Below are 20835 nucleotides of genomic sequence, written 5' to 3' on the forward strand. Positions count from 1 at the left end.
AGCACTCGCTCGCGAGCTCTGCTGTTCGTGACACGTACTTCCCGTTAGGTACGTTCCTTGTATTGCCCCTCCCAGGCGGCACGCTCGTGCACATCAGCCGCGCCGCGGCCGCCATCGAGGAGGACAAGCATGAGCCCGAAACGGCGGCCGGACGTCGTCTGCTTCTCGCACCTGCGCTGGAGCTTCGTCTTCCAGCGCCCGCAGCACCTCCTCTCGCGCTGCGCGCGCACGCGACGCGTGTTCTTCTTCGAGGAGCCGGTGTGGAGCGACGGGCCGCCGCGGATCGAGGCCGCGCACGTCGATCGCCACGGCGTGCGCGTCGTCACGCCGCACCTGCCGCCAGGCCTCGACGACGCGCGGATCCACGCGTTACAGCGCGATCTCGTCGACGCCATGCTCGATCGCTTCGGCATCGACGATCACGTGCTCTGGTACTACACGCCGATGGCGCTCCTGTTCTCGCGGCACCTCGCGGCCAGCGCGGTCGTGTACGACTGCATGGACGAGCTCTCTGCGTTCGCCGGCGCGCCGCCCGCGCTCAAGCATCACGAGGCCGAGCTGCTCCGCCGCGCCGACGTGGTCTTCACGGGAGGGCGCAGCCTCTACGAGTCCAAGAGGGCGCTGCACGCGAACGTGCACCTGCTCCCGAGCAGCGTCGACATCGCCCACTTCTCGGCGGCGCGCCGGCCGCTCGCGCCGCCCGCCGATCAGGCCACGATTCCAGGCCCGCGGCTCGGTTACTTCGGCGTCATCGACGAGCGCATGGATCTCGATCTCATCGCCGGCGTGGCCGCCGCCCGGCCTGGGTGGCACCTCGTCTTCGTCGGTCCGGTCGTGAAGATCGATCCGGCGAGCCTGCCGCGCGCGCCCAACATTCACTATCTAGGCAAGAAGACCTACGAGGAGCTGCCCGCCTACCTCGCGGGCTGGGACGTGGCGCTCCTTCCGTTCGCGCGCAACGAGGCCACGCGCTTCATCAGCCCCACCAAGACGCCGGAGTACCTCGCGGGCGGCAAGCCCGTCGTCTCCACGTCGATCCGCGATGTCGTCCGGCCCTACGGCGAGCTCGGCCTCGCGCGCATCGCCGACACCGCTGGCGATTTCGTGGCCGCCGTCGAGGCGTACCTCGCCGAGGATCACGCCGCGCGGCTCTCGCGGGCCGACGCGCTACTCGCCCAGGGATCGTGGGACGCGACATGGTCGAAGATCGAGAAGCTCCTCGACGGCGTGCTGAGGGTGGGCCGGCGCCCGGCGGCGCGGCAGGGCGCCGATGTTTGACTATCTCATCGTCGGCGCCGGCTTCGCCGGCTGCGTGCTCGCCGAGCGGCTCGCGCGCGGCTCGGGCAAGAAGGTGGTGCTCTGCGATGTCCGCCCGCACATCGGCGGCAACGCCTATGATCACCACGACGCCGCCGGCGTCCTGGTGCACAGGTACGGCCCCCACGTCTTCCACACCAACTCGCGGGAGGTCTTCGAGTACCTCTCGCAGTTCACCGCGTGGCGCCCGTACCAGCACCGCGTGCGCGCCTGGGTGGACGGGCAGCTCGTCCCCATCCCCATCAACCTCGACACCATCAACCAGCTCTACGGCCTGCGCCTGAGCGCGCCCGAGGTGGAGGCGTTCCTCGCCTCCCGGGCCGTGCGACGCGAGCAGATCCGTACCAGCGAGGACGTGATCGTCAGCAAGGTCGGCGTCGAGCTCTACGAGAAGTTCTTCAAGCACTACACCCGGAAGCAGTGGGGACTCGACCCGTCCGAGCTCGACGCCGCCGTGACCGCGCGCGTGCCGGTGCGGAGCAACCGCGACGATCGGTATTTCACCGACACCTACCAGGCCATGCCGCTCCACGGCTTCACGCGCATGTTCGAGCGGATGGTCGATCACCCGAACATCAAGATTCTGCTCAACGCCTCGTTTCGCGAGATGCAGAGCGAGATCCCTCATCGCGAGGTGATCTTCACCGGCCCCGTCGACGCCTTCTTCGACTATCGCTTCGGAAAGCTGCCGTATCGATCCCTGGAGTTCCACTTCGAGACCAAGGATCAAGAGAGGTACCAGGACGCGCCGGTCATCAACTATCCGAACGAGAACCCCTATACCCGGGTCACCGAGTTCAAGTACCTCACGGGCCAGGTGCACCCGAAGACGACCGTCGTCTACGAGATCCCGAAGGGCGAGGGCGATCCGTATTACCCCGTGCCGCGGCCGGAGAACGCGGCCCTCTACCGCAGGTACGAGGAGCTCGCCAAGGAGACGCCCGGCGTCCACTTCGCCGGGCGGCTCGGGACCTATCGCTACTACAACATGGACCAGGTGGTGGCGCAGGCGCTCACCCTCTATGCCAAGCTAGCCGGCGTGCCGAACCGACAGCTCGCCGCGGCCAAGGCGGCTTGACCATGGCGGACGAGGCGAGGGCGCCCCTCGAGATCTGGGGCGGCGTGGAGTGCACGGTCAACCGCGTCGGCGACGTGGTTCACCACCAGATCGATCGGAGCGGGCACGCGCGCCGCCTCGATGATCTCGATCACTTCGCCGCGCTCGGGATCCAGGCGCTGCGCATGCCCGTGCTCTGGGAGCGGACGGCTCCCGATCGGCCGGAGCGCCTGGACTTCGGCTGGGCCGACGCGCGGATCGAGCGGCTTCGGGCGCTCGATGTGCGGCCCATCATCGGGCTCGTCCACCACGGCAGCGGCCCGCGTTACACGAGCCTCGTCGATCCGGGCTTCTCCGAGGGGCTCGCCCGCTTCGCCCGCGCGGCGGCCGAGCGCTATCCGTGGGTCACCGACTGGACGCCGGTGAACGAGCCGCTCACGACGGCCCGCTTCTCGGGCCTCTACGGGCATTGGTACCCGCACGGCCGCGATCCGCGCACGTTCGTGCGCGCGCTGCTCACCGAGTGCCGCGCGATCGCGCTCGCCATGCGCGCCATCCGGGAGGTGATCCCCCGGGCGCGCCTGATCCAGACCGAGGATGTCGGCAAGACGACGAGCACGGCGCTGCTCGCCTACCAGGCCGAGCACGAGAATCACCGGCGCTGGCTCAGCTTCGATCTGCTCACGGGGCGCGTGAACGGCGATCACCCGCTGTTTCCGCTGCTCCTCGGGTGGGGCGCCTCGCCCGCCGAGCTCGCGTGGTTCGTCGAGGAGCCATGTCCGCCGGACATCCTCGGCATCAACTACTACATCACGAGCGAGCGATTCCTCGACGAGCGGCTGGCCTCTTACCCCGCCTGGTCGCACGGCGGAAACGGCAAGCACGCGTATGCCGATGTCGAGGCCGTGCGCGCGGTCGCCGAGGGCATCGACGGGCACCGCGCGCGGCTCCAGGAGGTCTGGGATCGCTACCGCCGGCCGGTGGCGATCAGCGAGGTGCACCTCGGCGGGCCGCGCGAGGAGCAGCTTCGCTGGCTGGTCGAGGCGTTCCGCGCCGCGGAGGCGGCGCGCGCGGCGGGCGCGGACGTGCGCGCGGTCACCGCGTGGTCGCTGCTCGGCTGCTTCGACTGGAGCTGCCTCGTCACCGAGGAGCGCGGGCACTACGAGCCGGGCGTGTTCGATGTGCGCGGCCCCGAGCCGCGGTCCACGGCGCTCGCGCGGCTGGTCTCCGCGCTCGCGCGCGGCGATCGCTTCGATCATCCCGTGCTCGCCGCGCCGGGCTGGTGGCGGCGCCCGGGGCGGCTGACGTACGGTCCGGTCGCGGCCGTCGCGCCCGCGCCCGAGGCTGCCGCCGCCGGCCCGCCCATCCTGATTACCGGCGCGAAGGGGACGCTCGGCCGCGCGTTCGCGCGCCTGTGCGCGCTGCGCGGCCTGCCCCATCGCACGATCGGGCGCGATGAGATGGACATCGCCGATCCCGCGTCGGTCGAGCGCGCCCTCGATCGGTTCGCCCCGTGGGCCGTCGTCAACACGGCGGGGTTCGTGCGTGTCGACGAGGCCGAGCGCGAGCCGCACCGCTGCGAGCGCGAGAACGCGCTGGGGCCCGCCGTGCTCGCGATCGCGTGTCGCCGGCGTGACGCGCGGCTCGTGACCTTCTCGGCCGATCTGGTCTTCGACGGCGCGCAGCGCTCGCCGTACGTGGAGACCGATCCCGCGCGGCCGCTCAACGTCTACGGCCGGAGCAAGGCGACGGCGGAGTGGAACGTCCTGGCGATCCTCCCGGAGGCGCTGGTGGTGCGCACCGCCGCGTTCTTCGGTCCCTGGGACGAAGCGAACTTCGTCGGCGCCGCGCTGCGTGCCCTCGGCGAGGGCCGGAGCTTCCACGCGGCCGACGACGTGATCGTATCGCCGACCTACGTCCCGGATCTCGTGCACGTGACCCTCGATCTGCTGATCGACGGCGAGCGCGGCATCTGGCACCTCGCCAACCGGGACGCCACGAGCTGGGCGGAGCTCGCCTCGCGCAGCGCGGCGCTCGCGCGCGTCCCCGCGACGCGGCTCGTGCGCTGCCCGAGCCGCGCGCTCGGCCTGGCCGCGCTGCGCCCGCGGTACAGCGCGCTCGGGAGCGGCCGCGGGCTCTTGTTGCCGTCGCTCGACGACGCGCTCGCGCGCTACGTCGCGGAGCGTGACCCCCGGCCACAAAGTTAGGAGGTTTCATGCGCATCCGGGTCACCGGCGGAGCCGTCTACATTGGCAGCGTGATCACCGAAGAGCTCGTCGCGCGCGGTCACGACGTCGCGGATCTGGCCGAGATCCTTGGCTCGGCGTTCAGCTGGGTGCTCGTCCGGCGACGCGAAGGCGGCGCCCGCCCGGCAGCTTGATCTCGCCCACGCCGCGGTTCACGAGCAGCGGCGCCGAGGAGGCGGAAGCGTGGCCGCGATCGCGTTCGAGCATGTGTACAAGCGCTACCAGGGGAGCGCGCCCATCGTGGAGGACCTGTCGCTGCGCATCGAGGACGGCGAGCTCCTCGTGCTCGTCGGGCCTTCCGGGTGCGGCAAGTCGACAACGCTCCGGATGATCGCGGGCCTCGAGGACGTCGACGGCGGGACGCTCTCCATCGGCGGCCGCGTGGTCAACGACGTGCCCCCGAAGCAGCGCGACGTCGCCATGGTCTTCCAGAGCTACGCGCTCTACCCGCACATGACGTGCTTCGAGAACATGGCGTTCTCGCTCGCGCTCCGCCGCGTGCCGCGCGACGAGGTGAAGCGCCGCGTGGAGGCCACGGCGCGCGCGCTGGCGATCGATCACCTCCTCGAGCGCAAGCCGCGGGCCCTCTCGGGCGGCCAGCAGCAGCGCGTGGCCATCGGGCGCGCCATCGTGCGCGAGCCGGGCGTGCTGCTCATGGACGAGCCGCTCTCGAACCTCGACGCCGCGCTGCGCAGCTCGATGCGCGCCGAGCTGCGCCGCCTGCATCGTCGCCTCGGGACGACGCTCGTGTACGTGACCCACGATCAGACGGAGGCGCTCACCCTCGGGGAGCGGATCGCCGTCCTCCGCGGAGGCGCGCTCCTCCAGCACGACCGCCCGCAGCAGCTCTACGACCGGCCGGCCAACGTCTTCGTCGCGACGTTCATCGGCTCACCCCCGATGAACCTGATCCCCGCCGAGCTCCGCCTCGACGGCCCGACCTCGGTGCTCTCGGCGCCCAGCGTGCGGCTCGCGCTGCCGAGGACGCCGGAGCACCGCGAGGGCCGGGTGATCGCCGGCGTCCGGCCCGAGCACCTCGGCCCGGCGCCCGCCGGCGCGTCGCTCGGCGTGCAGGGCGATGTCGAGGTGGTCGAAGCGATGGGGTTCGAGTCGTACGTCCACCTGCGCGTCGGCGACGCCGCGATCGTGTCCCGCTGGTTGGATCGCGGCACGACGCCGGCCGTCGGCGCGCGCGTGACGCTGGCCGCCGCGCCGGAGCACGTCCACCTGTTCGATCCGCGCACCGAGGAGCGGGTCTGAGGTGGCCCGTCGCGCGCTCTGGCTCGTGGTCTGGTGCGCGTCCATCTCGCCCGCCGGATGCGCCTCGAAGGCCGATCCCCCCTCGCACGTCGCGCGCACCACCATCACCTTCGTCGGCTGGGGGATGCCGGAGGAGCGGGCCATCATGCGGTCGGCGCTCGCCGCCTTCGAGCGGATCCACCCCGAGATCCACGTCGAGTACACGCAGGTGCCCGGCGTCGGCTACGACTACCTCAACAAGCTCCGGCTGATGATCGTGGCGAAGCGCGCGCCCGATGTCTTCTACGTGCCCGACGGCGCGTTCGGCGAGATGGTCAGTCAGGGCGTCTTGCGCGACATCGACGGTCTCGTGCAGGAGAGTCGGACCCTCGACCTCGCCGACATCTGGCCGACCGCCCTGGACCGCTACCGCTGGAATGGCCGCGTCCTCCACGAGGGCAGCCTCTACGCGCTGCCGAAGGACATCGGCCCCACGGTGCTCTACTACAACAAGGACGCGCTGCGCCGCCGCGGCGTCCCCGCGCCGGATCCCGAGGTGCCGATGACCTGGGACCAGGCCATCGCTGCCTTTCGCGCGCTCACGTACCGCGAAGGGTATGTCCAGCACTGGGGGATCAGCGGATATCCCTATGAAGCCGCGGTGTGGTCCGCGGGCGGCGAGATCGTGGACGCGCCGCCGCGCCGGTGGCTCATGGACTCCGACGTGTCGATGGACGCGGTGCAGTGGTGCGCGGATCTGGCCCTCCGCCATCACGTGGCGCCCAACCTCGCCCGCAGCGGCGGCGCCGGGCAGAGCGAGCTCTTCGAGGCCGGGCTCGTCGCCATGCACATCGATGGTCGCTGGATGGTCCCGCGTTATCGCCGGATGCGCTTCGACTGGGATGTCGCGCCCGTGCCGGTCCCGAAGCCGGGCATGACCTCGGTGAGCTGGTCGGGCTCCGTGGGGCTCGCCGTCAGCGCCGCGAGCCGGCGCATCGCCGAGGCGTTCACGTTGATCGAGTACCTGGCCGGCCCCGAGGGACAACGCGAGCTCGCCCGATCCGGGCTCCAGGTGCCCAATCAGCGATCGGTCGCCGCGACCGCCGCCTTCCTCCAGCCCGGGCAGCGGCCGGCCCACGCCGAGGTCTTCCTGCGCGCCGCCGAGACGAGCCGTCCGAGCCCCGAGACCGAGCTGCCCAACGCCTTCTGGCACGAGGTCTTCTCGAGCTTCATCCCCCAGGTCTGGCGCGGCGAACGGCGCGCGCGCGAGCTGCTCCCGGCCCTCGCGCCGGTCGTCGAGCAAACCATGCGGGAGAACAACCCCGGACCGGAGGCAGCGCGTTGAAGAAGCAGATACCGCGCGCCCGCGCCGAGGCGCGATGGGGTTGTGCGTTCGTGGCGGTCCCCGTGCTCGGCTTCGTCGTATTCGCGCTCGGCCCGATGCTGGCGTCGCTCTATCTGAGCTTCACCCGCTTCGAGGTGCTCACGCCGCCGCGCTGGGTCGGCCTCGATAACTACGCTCGCCTCTTCGCCCGGGATTTCTTCGTCTGGCGGACGCTCGCCAACACGGCCTTTTACCTCCTCGGCATCCCGATCGGCATCACCATCTCCCTCTTGCTCGCGCTCCTGTTGAACCAGAAGCTCAGGCTGGAGGGGTTCTTCCGCACCGTCTATTTCATCCCCTCCGTGTGCTCGATCGTGGCCGCGGCGCTGCTCTGGAAGTGGATCTACAACGCCGATTACGGGCTCATCAACACGTACCTCCGCGCCCTCGGCGTCGCCGACCCGCCCGCGTGGCTCTCGAGCCCGCACCTGGTCAAGCCCGCGCTCGTCGTGATGGGGATCTGGAGCGGGCTCGGCTACAACATGGTCCTCTTCCTGGCCGCGCTCCAGGGCGTGCCGCGATCGCTCCTCGAGGCCGCGGAGCTCGACGGGGCGAACGCCTGGCAGCGCTTCCGGCACGTGACCCTGCCGGCCATCAGCCCGATGACGTTCTTCATCGCCGTCACCAGCGTCATCGGCGGGCTGCAGAGCTTCGATCAGGTCTACGTGATGACGCGCGGCGGCCCGGAGTTCCGCTCGGCGACGTTCATGCTCTATCTCTACCTCACCGGCTTTCAGTACTTCCAGATGGGTTATGCGTCGGCGATGGCCTGGGTGCTCGGCGCGCTCGTGATGATCGTGACCGTGCTCCAGTTCCGCCTCGCCCGGCGCTGGGTGCACGATGAGTAGCGGCCGGAGGTCCCGAGAGCGCCGCGCGCTCCGGCTCCTCTCCTATGCCGTCCTCGCGCTGGTGGCCGTCTTCGTGCTCGCGCCCTTCGCGTTCATGATCAGCACCAGCGTGAAGCCGGCGGACGAGATCTACGCGGTCCCGATCCGCTGGATCCCGGCCCGCCCGACGCTCGCCAACTACCGGCAAGCCTTCGCCGAGATCGACATCCTCCGCGGCACCTGGAACACGCTCCTCATCGCCGTCCCCTCCACCCTCGGCGGTCTCCTCACCGCCTCGTTCGCCGGCTACGCCTTTGCGAAGCTCCGCTTTCCTGGGCGTGACGCGATCTTCGCCGCGCTCCTGTCGACGATGATGCTGCCCGGCGTGGTCACGTTGATCCCGCAGTTCGTGGGCTTCGCCCGGATCGGCTGGATCGACACCTACTATCCGCTCATCGTGCCGGGCGCGACGGGCAGCGCGGTCGCGATCTTCCTGATGCGGCAGTACTTCGCGAGCATTCCGGACGAGCTCATCGAGGCCGCGACGCTGGATGGCGCGAACCCTTTCCAGACGTTCACGCGGGTGGTCTTCCCCCTCGCCGGGCCGGCCGTCGCGACGCTCGCGGTCCTCGGGCTCAAGGCCGCCTGGAACGACTACTTCGGGCCGCTCGTCTACATCACCTCTCCGCAGAAGATGAACATCCAGCAGATGATCGCCGGCACCCAGAACGCCTACGGCGGCGAGCCGGCCGTGCTCATGGCGGGCGCATCCCTCGCGATGTTGCCGCTCGTGGTGCTCTTCCTGTTCGCGCAGCGGTACTTCGTGGAGGGGCTCGCTCGGACCGGGCTCAAGCGCTGAACCGTGACCTCGCCCGGAAAGCCGACCCCCTTCGGCGAGCCCTGGCACGCTCCCCGTCCTGCGCATCCCCCGCCAGCCGCCCGGCCCGCTGCTCGCGAGGGGGAAGGGGAGGAAGGCGAGGCCGGCGTGGAAGGCGAGGGCGCGGCAGACGAGGGCCAGACGGAGGCCGAGGCGTCGGAAGACGTAGATCCGGGCGACGACGACGAGCGGTGATCGCGCTGGACCGCCGCCGCACGACCCTGGGGTCGCGGCGCGAGAGCATCCGCCAGGTCTGCAAGCGACCATCTCAGGATCGAAAACTTCAGGGGCTCCCTTACGGGCAAGTCCTTGAAACAAGTACGGATGGGCCCTGGCCCGTGTCCTGCTAGATAACCACGGCAGAGCGCCCGTGACGGCTTCCCCCCCGCCGTCGAATGGGCGCTCTTTTTTCTGGCTCCCCCCACAGGACTTTGGGCGCCCGGGCCGAGCAAGCACGGAACGACTTGCGGGCATCCGCGGGGCGCCCTACCGCATCGCACTTCTGAGCGATGCGTCGAGGGCATCCGTGGGACGCGTCGCCTGTTCACGGACCGTCGTCGCGCAGGCGGTGCGTAGGTGCGTCCACGCGCAGCGGTAGAGCGGAGAATTCAACGCCTAAGGCGCCAGGGCCCAAAGGCGCAAAAAAACACGAGAGAGGCACGTCGTTCTATTCTTGCTATCCATTGACCATACGATGGATGTCCTGCCTCGCCCTCATTTCGCCGGGGTTGATGACCATGTCACGCACGGGTGATCACCACGCGTTCACGGATATTCCCGGAGGATGCGACCAGACACCATCCCCGTGAAGGCCGTGGGGGGATTGGCGATGGACTTCAGCCAGCAGCGGGCCTGTGCGCCTTGCACGCCCGGAGGAACATACGTGAACGCCTGGCACAGATCGTGGTCCGCGCACCTCGGCGAGGGCGTCACCGATCTCGCGCCGGAGCGCTTCCGGTCGGCGCGTCGAGGCAAGCTTATCGCTGACCGGCCTCGGGCCGATAGCGCCGAAAGATGAACCATCCCGCCGCGCTGATCGCGACGCCCGGCGCGAGGACCTCGACGATCACCGAGGTAGCTGCCGGGAAGTCGGCGGCGATCTTCGAGCCCTCTTGCCCAGATCCCGGCGGGATCATCGCTGGCCGGCCTCGAGGCGCTTCATCCGCTCGGTGCCCCAGGCGCCCAGCGGGCGGAGGGCTTCATTGAGCGTGCGGCCGTGCTCGGTGAGCGAGTACTCGACCTTGGGTGGCACCACGCGGTACACCTCGCGATGAATCAGTCCGTCCTCCGCCATCTCGCGCAGGTGCTGGATGAGCATCTTCTCGCTGACGCCCGGCAGGCCACTCTTCAGCTCGCCGAAGCGGCGGGTGCCGTGATTGTTCAGCTCCCACAGGATCAGCGATTTCCACTTGCCTGACACCACGTCCATCGCGGCGTCGATGCCGCAGATGTACGGACCACGTCTCGCTGTCGTTGCCATCGAACTCCTTTGCGTCATGACTGCGCCCGCTCGATCCTTACCAAAGGTGTGTATCAAACAAACAAGTAGGTACTGTCGCTGAACATGCTCAGCCGGGCCTTGAGGCCCCGGCAGCGCGGCTCGGCGAAGAACGGGCCGTCGAGGAGCTCGCCAGCGGCGTAGATCCCGGTCTCGATCGGATACCCGCGGTCGCAACCTCCTGCGAGGCAACATCCCCTTCGAGCAATGCGGAGGTCGCTTGGTGGTGGTGCCGCGGCGCTCACGGCCGAGCGGCCAGGGGCCGGCCTCTCGTGAGGGCCCCATCACGCGATGATCGCGAGCGTCGGCGCGACAAGCCTGGTTCCCAGGGTGCGCCTCGAGATGGACGCCGGCCCAGGCACGGCGCCCATGACATGTCACGGCGGCAGCGTGACAGGCCCCATGACATGTCACGGCTGCAGCGTGACAGGCCCCATGACATGTCACGGCTGCAGCGTGACAGGCCTCGTGACATGTCACGGCGGCAGCGTGACAGGCCTCGTGACATGTCACGGCGGCAGCGCGATAGATCCCGTGACGTGTCACGGAGACGGCGCCCCATGGGCGCGGCGCCCTAAAGCGGAGCCTTTCCGCGGACCTGCGCTCCGCGCCCGGCGCCTTCCGCGCTCCGCCGTGCCCTCCACCTCCGGGACCACCGACGGGCGCCGGACACGGCCGGCGCTCTGTGAGCGCGAATACGCGATTGGCCTGCAAAGTGCATTGTCTACCGGGTACAGCAGCATCGCCGTGCGCCAGGGGATGACCGCACAAGCGCTCACCGCTGCGTCGCATTGTTCCACGACGCTGTATCTGCGGCTCGCCGTCGCTTTGATGACGGCCATGACCACTGGAGGAGATCCTCATGAAGCTCACGAAGACTCAGCTGGACGCCTACAATCGAGACGGGTTCGTGATCATCCCGAATGTGCTGTCCGACGCCGAGCTCGGGCGCATCCGGGCCGATGCCCGCGTCGCGCTCGCCGAGGAATCGCCGCGCCGCGTCCTCGAGCGGGACGGGCAGACCGTGCGCGGTGTTCACGGCCAGCACAAGACGTTCGAGAGCTTCGCCAGGCTGATCCGCCACCCTCGTCTCGTCGAGCCGTGCCGCCAGATCCTGGCGGATGAGGTGTTCGTCTATCAGTTCAAGATCAACCTCAAGGCGGCGTTCGCCGGCGAGCTCTGGCCCTGGCACCAGGACTTCATCTTCTGGCGTGAAGAGGACGGCTTGCCCGAGCCCCGGCTGGTCAACGTCGCTGTCATGGTCGACGACAACACGGAGGCGAACGGCCCGCTCATGTTCCTCTCCGGCTCGCACCGCGAGGGCGTCATCGAGGTGCGCCCGTCCGCGAGCCAAGGCGGGGCCTACGCGGGCGAACCGGCGTGGATCCACAACCTGACCGCGGACCTCAAGTACGTGCTGAGCCGCGAGCAGGTGCGCTACCTCGCGGCTCGCTACCCCGTACGGACCGCGGTGGGATCCGCCGGCTCCGTGCTTCTGTTCCACCCGAACCTCGTACATGGGTCGAGCAACAACATCACGCCGATCGACCGGTGCCTCATCCTGGTCACGTACAACAGCGTTCTCAATCGAGCTCACCCGGTCGCGACGCCGCGGCCGGAGTTCCTCGCGAGCCGTGACTACACCCCGGTCATCGCCGGCCCCGAGAGCATCCTCACGGAGTGATCACTTCCCCCACGAGCGGATCGGCTGACCAGGAGACATTTCCGACCGGCGCACGAGGCGCCGCGCCTTCGCAGGGAGTTTGCACATGCACACCGACACCTTCCATCACGTCGAGCAGCACTCGAACATCGTACAGCCCGAGCCCTGGGCTGCCTCTCCGGAGACCAGCCGGCGGCGCGCGGATGAGCTGATCCGGTGGGTGCGCGATTACGCCGAGCGGCGGATCAACTCCCGCCTTATCGACGAGCGGCGCTGCATCCCGCCGCACGTGATCCTAGACTTCGGCAACCGCGGCTTGCTCGGCATGCAGGTGCCCGAGTGCTATGGCGGGCTCGGCCTCCGCTGCGGCGACGCCCTCCGCGTCCTCGAGCAGCTCTCGGCGATCGATCTCACGCTCGCGATCGTCGTTCTGGACAGCATCCTCGGCGCGCACACCATCGGCCACCACGCGACCGAGGCCGTGCGCGGCGAGTTCCTCCCGCTCGTCGCGTGCGGCCGAGTCTTCGCCGCGGTGGCGATGACCGAGCCCAGGGCGGGCTCCAACCTCCGCGCCATCGAGACCAGGGCGGTCCCGGAAGGTAGGGGCGCGTGGCGCCTCCACGGCAGCAAGCTCTGGGTCGGCGCCGGCTCCGCCGCCAGCGTCATCCACGTCTATGCCCAGCTCTTCGACGAGCGCGGCCGCTCTCGTGGGCTGACGGGCTTCATCGTCCGCCAGGGCGCGGACGGGCTCCATATTGGGCCAGAGGCGCTCACCCTGGGGCTGCGCGGGTTCACCAAGAACACGGTGGTGCTCGACGGCGTCCGCGTGACCACGGCCGACATGCTCGGCGCGCCGGGCGGCGGAATGGAGGGAGCCCGGGACACGATGATGCTCATCCGCTTCTATTTGGGCGGGATGGCGGTCGGCGGGATGAAGCGCTGCGCGCAGCTCATGCTCCGCTACGCGGAGCGGCGGCAGATCCTGACAGGCAACCTCCTCGACAACCCCGTGACGCTCGCCCGCATGAGCGAGCTCGCAGCCCGGATCACGTCGGTGGAGGCGCTGGCCACGCGGATCGCCGAGCTGCGCGACGCGGGCCGGAGCGTCCCCGCCGAGGCGTACATGGCCTGCAAGAACGCCGGCGCCGAGTCCCTAGGCTGGGCCGTCGATCAGCTCGTCCAGTTCCTCGGGGCGCGCGGCTACGAGGAGAGCAACCTCGTGCCGCAGATGTACCGCGACGCGCGCCCATGGCGCATCTTCGAGGGCCCGACCGAGGCCTTGAACATGGTGCTCGGCTCGGGCGCGCTGCACGCGGACCGGAGCCTGTACCGCTTCCTCGCCGAGACGTGCGCGTCGCCAGCGATCGCCCGCCGCCTCGAGGAAGCAGCCGCACGGGTGCGGGCCCGTGCGGGGAATGCCGCGACGCCCTTCGACGACCGGTCGACCGCCCTCTACTGGGGCAGCGCGCTCCTCGGGGATGCCACGACCGACGCGCTCCTCCTCGCCGCGGTCGAGAGCAGCCGCGGAGATGCGTCGGCCCTGCGCCCGGCCGCCGCGTGGCTCGGGGGACGCGTCGACGCGGCGCTCGCGGCGGCGTGCGATGGAGCCCGGGAGGAGGCCGCCCTCGTGAGCCGCGACGCGCTCGCGCTCCGCATCTCCCGCTACGCCGCCGCGGTCGGCGACGTCGAGCAGGGGCTGCCGGGCACCAGCGACGCGCTCGATCCCTACCTGCGCCGCAGGTTCGAGGAGGATCTTGCCTACTGGACGCCGCCTTCGCGCGCGCGTCGCGCGGAGGCGCCACGGACCACGCTCGCCGCGCCCGCAGGGGATCTCTGGCCAGGCGGCGCGCGCCCGGCGCGCACCGGCGAGAACGGCGCTGCCCACCCCCGTGGCGCCTCCGACGACGCGGCCTGCGTCCACGACCTGTTCGCGCGAGCGGCGGAGAGAGCTCCGGGCGCGATCGCGGTCGTCTCCGGCGCCCGTTCCATCACCTACGCCGAGCTCGACGCCCGCAGCAACCAGCTCGCGCACCACCTGGCCGCGCTCGGCGTCGGCCGCGAGGCGCTCGTCGGCATCTGCCTGGAGCGCTCGATCGAGCAGATCGTCGCGATGCTGGCCGTGCTGAAGGCGGGAGGTGCGTACGTCCCCATCGACCCCGCCGAGCCGGAGCCTCGTCGCGCCTACATCCTCAAGGATGCGAGCGTGGTGACGGTCCTCACGTCGGAAGCGCTCGCCTGCCGGCTGGCGTCGCAAGCGGCGCATGTCGTGTGCCTCGACGCCGACCGCACCGCCATCGAGGCTCGTCCCACCGCCGCGCCGGCCGCCGCCGCGGACCTCGGCCAGGCCGCGTACGTCATCTACACGTCGGGATCCACCGGCCAACCGAAGGGCGTCGTCGTGGAGCATGCCGCGCTGTCGCGCTTCACGCGCTCGGCATGCGTCGAGTACGGCATCGGCCCGGGCGATCGCGTCCTCCAGTTCGCCGCGATCAGCTTCGACGCTGCCGTCGAGGAGATCTACACCAGCCTGACCTCCGGCGGCACGCTCATGCTGCGCAGCGAGGCGATGATCGGCTCGGCGCCCGCGCTCGTCGCGGCTTGCGCGGAGCTCGGGTTGACCGTCCTCGATCTGCCGACCGGCTACTGGCACCAGCTCACGGCCGAGCTCACCGCGTCCGGCCTGAAGCTGCCGCCCTGCGTCCGCCTCGTGATCATCGGCGGCGAGCGCGCGTCGCTCGCGCGGGTCCTCGCGTGGAAGGCGCATTGCGGGCCGTCCCCGCGCCTCGTGAACACCTACGGGCCCACCGAGGCCACGGTCGTCGCGATCACCTGCGACCTCTCCGCCGTCGACGAGCTCGGCGCCGAGGTCCCGATCGGGCGCCCGATGCCGCACGTCGAGGCGCACGTGCTCGGTCCGGCGGGCGAGCCCGTTCCCGGAGGGGTCGCAGGGGAGCTCTACCTCGGCGGGGCCGGCCTCGCGCGCGGCTATCACGGCCGGCCAGAGCTCACGGCGGAGCGCTTCATCACGAGCCCCTTCGATCCAGCAGCGCACGCTCGCCTCTACCGGACAGGAGACCTCGTGCGCTGGCGCGCCGATGGACACCTCGAGTTCGTCGGACGCGCCGACCATCAGGTCAAGATCCGCGGCTTCCGCGTCGAGCCGGAGGAGATCGAGGCCATCCTGGCCGAGAACCCGCTCGTGGGCGACGCCGCGGTGGTCGCCCCGGAGCACGCCGACGGCTCGCGCCGCCTCGTCGCCTTCGTCGTACCCCGGACGCCCTCGTCGAACCTTCCGCAGGAGCTGCGCGGCTTCCTCGCGTCGCGGCTGCCCGCCTACATGATCCCTTCGGCCTTCCACGCGATGGACTGCCTCCCTCGCACGGTGAGCCGCAAGCTCGATCGCCAGGCGTTGCTCTCGCGGGCGTCGCTGCCCGCGGAGCTCGCGCCCGCAGGGGACACTGGCATCGATCCGGCGGATCTCCCGCGCACCGCCACCGAGCGCGCCCTGGCCGCCATCTGGAAGGAGATCCTCGGCGCGGAGGTCGGCGTTCACGACAACTTCCTCGATCTCGGCGGCAACTCGCTGCTCGCGATCCAGGCCGCCGCGCGGATCAGGAGCGCGCTCGGCGTCGAGCTCTCGGTGGATGCGCTCTTCAGCGCGCCGAGCATCGCCGAGCTCGCCGAGCACGTCGACGCAAAGCACGCCCTCCGGGAGGAAGACGCCGGCAGCCAGCTCGCGGCGCGCCCGGCGGACGACGCCACCGCTCTCGCGGCGCCGCAGCACGAGCTCCCGCTCTCCCCCGGCCAGGAGCAGATCTGGTTCCTGCACCGCCTCCACGCCGGAGAGCCGCTCTACAACGAGCCTTGCGCGATCCGCATGCGCGGCCCCGTCGATGAAGGCGTCCTCGAGCGGTGCTTGGTCGAGCTCATCCGCCGTCACGAGATCCTGCGCACGGCGTTCGTCGAGAGGGAGGGTCGGCCGGTGCGGCTCGTTCGCACGCCTTCCTTTTCTTTGCGCGTCGTCGACCTGCGGGCGGTCCCTCCGGCGGACCGTGCGCCTGCGGCGCAGCGCCTCGCCGAAGAGCAAGCCCGGCTCTCCTTTGACCTCGGGGCACCTCCCCTCCTCAGAGCGACCTTCGTGCGCCTCGCCGACGACGAACAGGAGCTCCACCTCGTCCTTCACCATCTCATCGTCGATGGCATCTCCCTGTACCGCGTCCTGCTCGCGGAGCTCGAGGTGGCCTATGACGCCCTCTCCCGCGGCGCGACGGCGCCGCCGTGGCCGCAGCTCCCGGCCCAGTACGCGGACTTCGTCGCCTACCAGCGGGCCGAGGCCGAGCGGGCCGCGAAGGTCGAGCTCCCGTGGTGGATCGAGCGGCTCCGCGGCTTGCCCGAGCTCGAGCTCCCGCTCGACCGGCCCCGCCCGAGCGCCCCGCGCTGCAGCGGAGAGCGCGCGTGCATGGCGCTCTCGAGCGACCTCACCGAGGCCCTGAGGCGCCTCGGTCGCAGGGAGGGGGTCACGCTCTTCATGACCGTGACCGCCGCCATCTACGTTCTCCTCCATCGCTACACCGGCCAGCGCGATCTCGCGCTCGGCACGGTCATCGCGCAGCGCGGCCGGCCGGAGCTCGAGCGCGTGATGGGCTATTGCGACAACACCCTCGTCCTCCGCGCCGACCTCTCCGGCGATCCCACGATCGGCGAGCTCCTGCGGCGGGTCCGCGGCCTCAGCCTCGAGGCCCTCCAGCATCAAGCGCTCCCGTTCGAGGCCCTCGTCGCGGCGCTCCATCCTCGGCGCCACGCCGGCCGGAATCCCCTCTTCCAGGTGGCGTTCATCTCCCAGCCGCCGCTCGCGGCAGGCCCGCTCGGGTGGACGCTCGACCGCCTCGGCGTCCACACAGGCACCGCGAAGTTCGACCTCATGATCGAGATCGACGAGCGCGCGGAGGGGATCCTCGGTCGGATCGAGTACCGCAGCGATCTGCTCGCGGCAGAGACCGTGCGGCGGATGGCCGGCCACCTGGAGGTGCTGCTCGCCGCGATGGCCGAGGACCCCGCGAGGCGGATATCCGAGCTGCCCATGCTCACCCCCGGGGAGCGCCGGCAGCTCCTCGACGACTGGAACGCGACGGCGATCGAGCGCCCCTCCTGCTCCATCGTGGCGCCCTTCGAGGCGCAGGTGCGCCGGACCCCGGACGCCGCCGCCGTCGTCTTGGGAGCGGAGGAGCTCACCTATGACGCCTTGAACCGCCGCGCCAACCAGCTCGCGCGTCGCCTGCACCGGCTCGGGGTCCGCCGCGATACCGGCGTCGCCCTGCTCCTGGACCGGACGCCGGAGCTGATCGTCGGCGTGCTCGGGATCCTCAAGGCCGGCGCGGCCTATGTCCCGCTCGATCTCAGCTATCCTGCGGAGCGACTGCGCTTCATGTGCGCCGACGCCGGCGTCCGCGTGCTCGTCACCCGCGCGGGGCTTCTCCACCTGTTGCCGGACCACGGCGCCGAGGCGCTGTGCATGGACGCCGCCCAGGACCTCCTCTCGGCCGAGCCCGATCACGACCTGGACGACGAGGCCTCACCGGATCAGCTTGCCTATGTCCTCTACACCTCGGGCTCCACGGGGACTCCCAAGGGCGTCGCGATGCCGCAGGGGCCCCTCGTCAACCTCCTCGCCTGGCAGCTCCGCCAGACCGCGCTCGGTTCGGGCGACCGCACCCTGCAGTTTGCGCCGATCAGCTTCGACGCTTCCTTCCTCGAGCTGTTCGCCACCTTCTGGACGGGCGGCACCCTGGTCCTCATCTCGGAGCCGGCGCGCCGAGATCCGCTCGCGCTGCTCGGGGTCATCGCGGATCACCGCGTTGCCCGCATATTCCTCCCCTTCGTGGCCTTGCAGCAGATGGCGGTGGCCGTCGACCACGGCGCCCCGACCCCGGAGAGCCTGCGCGAGCTCTATGTCGCGGGCGAGCAGCTCCGGATCACGCCCGCGGTGCGCCGCTTCTTCGAGAAGCTCCCCCATTGCGTGCTGCAGAACCAGTATGGTCCCTCGGAGACGCACGTCGTGACCGCGCTCACGCTCTCTGGCCCGGCCAGCGCATGGCCGGAGTTGCCGTCGATCGGCCGACCGATCGACAACACCCGGATCTACCTCCTCGACCCTGCGGGGCACCCCGTCCCGATCGGCGTCCCCGGCGAGCTCTACGTGGGCGGCGCCGCCCTCGCGCGCGGCTATCTCGACCGGCCAGAGCTCACGGCGGAGCGGTTCCTCGTCGATCGCTTCTCCGCCGCTCCCGACGCTCGCCTCTACCGCACCGGCGACCTTGCGCGGTATCTCCCCGACGGCAACATCGCGTTTCTCGGCCGCACGGACGCGCAGGTCAAGATCCGCGGCTTTCGTGTCGAGCTCGACGAGGTCGAGGCCGTCCTGGCCCGCCATCCTGGCGTCGAGGCTGCGGCCGTCGCCGCCAGAGACGACGCGACCGGCGGCAAGCGGCTGGTCGGTTACGTCGTCCCGCGGGACGGCTGCGATGTCGGTGATCTGCGCGAGTTCATGAGGGGCACCGTCCCTGATTACATGGTCCCTGCGGTGATCGTCCCTTTGAGCTCGCTTCCGCTGACGCCGAGCGGGAAGGCCGATCGGCGCGCGCTCCCGGAGCCCGAGGGGCTCGCGGCCCCGACCGGCCGTGCATGGGTCGCTCCTCGCGATGAGGTCGAGCTCCGCCTCGCGCGCATCTGGTCCGAGGTCCTCCGCGTCAATCCCGTCGGTGCGACCGACGATTTCTTCGACCTCGGGGGCCACTCGCTCCTTGCCACGCTGCTGACGGCGCGCATCGAGCAGGAGTTCGGGCAGGCCTTCCCGCTCGCCGCCCTGTTCGGAGGCTCGACGGTCGAGCGCGTCGCGAGCGCCCTGCGCGCGCCCGCGCGTGCGCGCCCCTGGACGCCCCTCGTCCCCATCCAGCCGAACGGCGGGCGCCCGCCCTTCTTCTGCGTCGCCGGCTCCGGCGGCAACGTCGTCTACTTCCACGCGCTCGCGCGGCACCTCGGCGCGGATCAGCCCTTCTACGGCCTCCAGTACCCCGGCATTGACGGGCAGTCGCAGCCGCTCGCCACCATCGAGGCGCTCGCCGCTCATCACCTCGCCGCGATCCGCGCGTTCAGGCCTCATGGCCCCTATGCTCTCGGTGGCCACTCCGTCGGCGGCGCCATCGCCTTCGAGATGGCCCGGCAGCTCGAGCGCGAAGGCGAGCAGGTCGCCCTGCTCGCGATCCTCGATGTCCCGGCGCCCGTTGCCGAGAGCGACTGGATCGGCTTCCGGTGGGACCATGCCCGCTGGCTCACGGCCATCCTCGCTCTCTTCGAGCCGATGTCCTCGGAGGCGCTGCGCTCGCTCGACGAGGAACTCCGGGCGAGGAGCCCGGAGGCGCAGCTCGAGCTCTTGGCGCGCCGGCTCGGGGCTGCTGGCGTCCTGCCCACGGACGCGGGACCCGATCGCGCGCGCGGCATCGCGGAGGTCATGAAGGCGAGCGATCTCGCGTACGGCCGCTACGATCCAGCCCACGTGACGGTGGATCGCATCGTGCTCCTGCGAGCCTCCGAGCCGAGCCGCTTCGACCCTCTCGTGGACCTTGGCCTCTTCGCGCGCGCGGCGGACGACCCGGCCTGGGGCTGGGGCAAGCACGCCTGCGCCGGCGTCGATATCCGCTGGGTGCCCGGCGATCACATGACGATGTTCGCCGAGCCCCATGCGCGCGCCGTCGCCCAGCTGCTCGCGCAGAGCCTCGAGGCCGCGGCCTCGACGGCGGGCCGTCCGGCTTGAGGCTCCGACGCGCTGACTGAGCTCTCGACGAGGCAGTCGTGACGGCGGTCCGTGGACGTCGTCAAGCCTGGATGTCTCGCTTCCCGAAGGCAGAAATCGCGACAGCATCAACATGGCGGCGATCTCCGAGCCCTCTTGCCCAGATCCCGGCGAGACCATCGCTGGCCGGCCTCGAGGCGCTTCATCCGCTCGGTGCCCCAGGCGCCCAGCGGGCGGAGGGCTTCATTGAGCGTGCGGCCGTGCTCGGTGAGCGAGTACTCGACCTTGGGTGGCACCACGCGGTACACCTCGCGATGAATCAGTCCGTCCTCCGCCATCTCGCGCAGGTGTCGGCGTCCCATGGCATCGACTACCTCGACGGCGGGATCATGGCCGTCCCCGAGATGATTGGCGGCCCGGGTTCCGCGATCCTCTACAGCGGCTCGCAGACCGCGTTCGACGCACACCGGGCGCGACGCCTGGCCAGCAACCGCGGCGATGTGAGCCGCAAATTTCGCCGCGACCAGGGCCTGTCTTTGACGGAGTACAAGAACCGGCTGCAAACGCTGAAGCTCCTCGAGCTGCTCGAACAGGGCTGCAGCCACTTGACTCATGCGGCGCTCGAAGCCGGGTTCGGCAGCTACTCGCGCTGTCACCAGGTGATCAGAGAGTTGCTGGGCATGGCGCCCAGCGCGCTCCTCGACCCAGGCACCCGGAAACTACTCGCCGACAGGTTGGAACCGTTGAGCGCACAGCACGATTGCCGAGATCCCGGGTAGCTCGCGCACCCAGACCCATCGTTTCCGGCACCGCTGCTCCGCGAATCGGCGTTCAGGCTGCGAAAAAGCACAAACCTTGATGCTCGCCGTGCGGCGGCTGAGTATTCGCTCGGCATGCGAAGTCGATCAGCCCTTGCCTTGCTCGCGCTCCTGGCTTTT

Annotated in this window: 14 protein-coding genes; 11 read left to right on the forward strand and 3 right to left on the reverse strand. The window is 70.4% G+C overall.

The features are described 5' to 3' along the window. The first annotated feature begins 129 nt into the window (after positions 1-129). Genes WME73_RS17165 through WME73_RS17200 form a run of 8 tightly spaced genes read left to right on the forward strand, consistent with a single transcriptional unit; the run spans position 130 to position 8929 of the window. Positions 130-1278 carry a glycosyltransferase family 1 protein gene (locus WME73_RS17165; protein ID WP_437746519.1) on the forward strand — a complete coding sequence of 383 codons (1149 nt, stop codon included), beginning with the start codon at positions 130-132 and terminating at the stop codon, positions 1276-1278. Beyond that, a complete protein-coding gene (gene glf / locus WME73_RS17170) occupies positions 1271-2395 on the forward strand; it encodes a UDP-galactopyranose mutase (protein ID WP_437916361.1) in 1125 nt (374 codons plus the stop codon). Before WME73_RS17165 ends, glf begins: the two co-directional genes overlap by 8 nt. 2 nt (positions 2396-2397) lie before the next feature. Next, a complete protein-coding gene (locus tag WME73_RS17175) occupies positions 2398-4581 on the forward strand; it encodes a family 1 glycosylhydrolase (RefSeq protein ID WP_437916362.1) in 2184 nt (727 codons plus the stop codon). Between the two features lie 8 nt (positions 4582-4589). Further along, positions 4590-4754, forward strand: a complete 165-nt coding sequence (locus tag WME73_RS17180; RefSeq protein WP_437916363.1) for a hypothetical protein — start codon at positions 4590-4592, stop codon at positions 4752-4754. 49 nt (positions 4755-4803) lie between these two features. Continuing rightward, positions 4804-5880 carry an ABC transporter ATP-binding protein gene (locus WME73_RS17185; protein ID WP_437916364.1) on the forward strand — a complete coding sequence of 359 codons (1077 nt, stop codon included), beginning with the start codon at positions 4804-4806 and terminating at the stop codon, positions 5878-5880. A gap of 1 nt (position 5881) precedes the next feature. Next, positions 5882-7204 carry an ABC transporter substrate-binding protein gene (locus tag WME73_RS17190; RefSeq protein WP_437916365.1) on the forward strand — a complete coding sequence of 441 codons (1323 nt, stop codon included), beginning with the start codon at positions 5882-5884 and terminating at the stop codon, positions 7202-7204. Further along, positions 7201-8091: a carbohydrate ABC transporter permease gene (locus WME73_RS17195; protein WP_437916366.1), complete on the forward strand. Its 891-nt coding sequence runs from the start codon at positions 7201-7203 to the stop codon at positions 8089-8091. Before WME73_RS17190 ends, WME73_RS17195 begins: the two co-directional genes overlap by 4 nt. Beyond that, positions 8084-8929: a carbohydrate ABC transporter permease gene (locus WME73_RS17200; RefSeq protein ID WP_437746526.1), complete on the forward strand. Its 846-nt coding sequence runs from the start codon at positions 8084-8086 to the stop codon at positions 8927-8929. The genes WME73_RS17195 and WME73_RS17200 overlap by 8 nt, the downstream gene beginning before the upstream one ends. A gap of 783 nt (positions 8930-9712) precedes the next feature. On the opposite strand, the gene WME73_RS17205 is transcribed toward WME73_RS17200, so the two are convergent. Beyond that, positions 9713-9970: a PAN domain-containing protein gene (locus WME73_RS17205; protein WP_437746527.1), complete on the reverse strand. Its 258-nt coding sequence runs from the start codon at positions 9968-9970 to the stop codon at positions 9713-9715. Positions 9971-10079: 109 nt separating this feature from the next. Beyond that, entirely contained in the window at positions 10080-10427 is a 348-nt protein-coding gene (locus WME73_RS17210; protein WP_437916367.1) for a winged helix-turn-helix transcriptional regulator, read from the reverse strand. A gap of 880 nt (positions 10428-11307) precedes the next feature. Here WME73_RS17210 and WME73_RS17215 point away from each other — a divergent pair. Continuing rightward, positions 11308-12129: a phytanoyl-CoA dioxygenase family protein gene (locus WME73_RS17215; RefSeq protein ID WP_437746529.1), complete on the forward strand. Its 822-nt coding sequence runs from the start codon at positions 11308-11310 to the stop codon at positions 12127-12129. A gap of 85 nt (positions 12130-12214) precedes the next feature. After that, on the forward strand, positions 12215-19918 hold the full coding sequence (locus WME73_RS17220; RefSeq protein WP_437916368.1) for an amino acid adenylation domain-containing protein: 7704 nt from the start codon (positions 12215-12217) through the stop codon (positions 19916-19918). Positions 19919-20025: 107 nt separating this feature from the next. Here the strand turns inward: WME73_RS17220 and WME73_RS17225 are convergent, their stop codons facing one another. Next, complete coding sequence (locus WME73_RS17225; RefSeq protein ID WP_437916369.1) at positions 20026-20364, reverse strand: winged helix-turn-helix transcriptional regulator; 339 nt, start codon at positions 20362-20364, stop codon at positions 20026-20028. Between WME73_RS17225 and WME73_RS17230 the strand changes: the two genes are divergently transcribed. Further along, positions 20302-20676, forward strand: a complete 375-nt coding sequence (locus tag WME73_RS17230; RefSeq protein ID WP_437916370.1) for a helix-turn-helix domain-containing protein — start codon at positions 20302-20304, stop codon at positions 20674-20676. The two genes, WME73_RS17225 and WME73_RS17230, sit on opposite strands and share 63 nt — an antisense overlap. Positions 20677-20835 lie beyond the last annotated feature (159 nt).

The organism is Sorangium sp. So ce302 (genome assembly GCF_051530145.1).
Classification (GTDB): Bacteria; Myxococcota_A; Polyangia; order Polyangiales; family Polyangiaceae; genus Sorangium; species Sorangium cellulosum_B.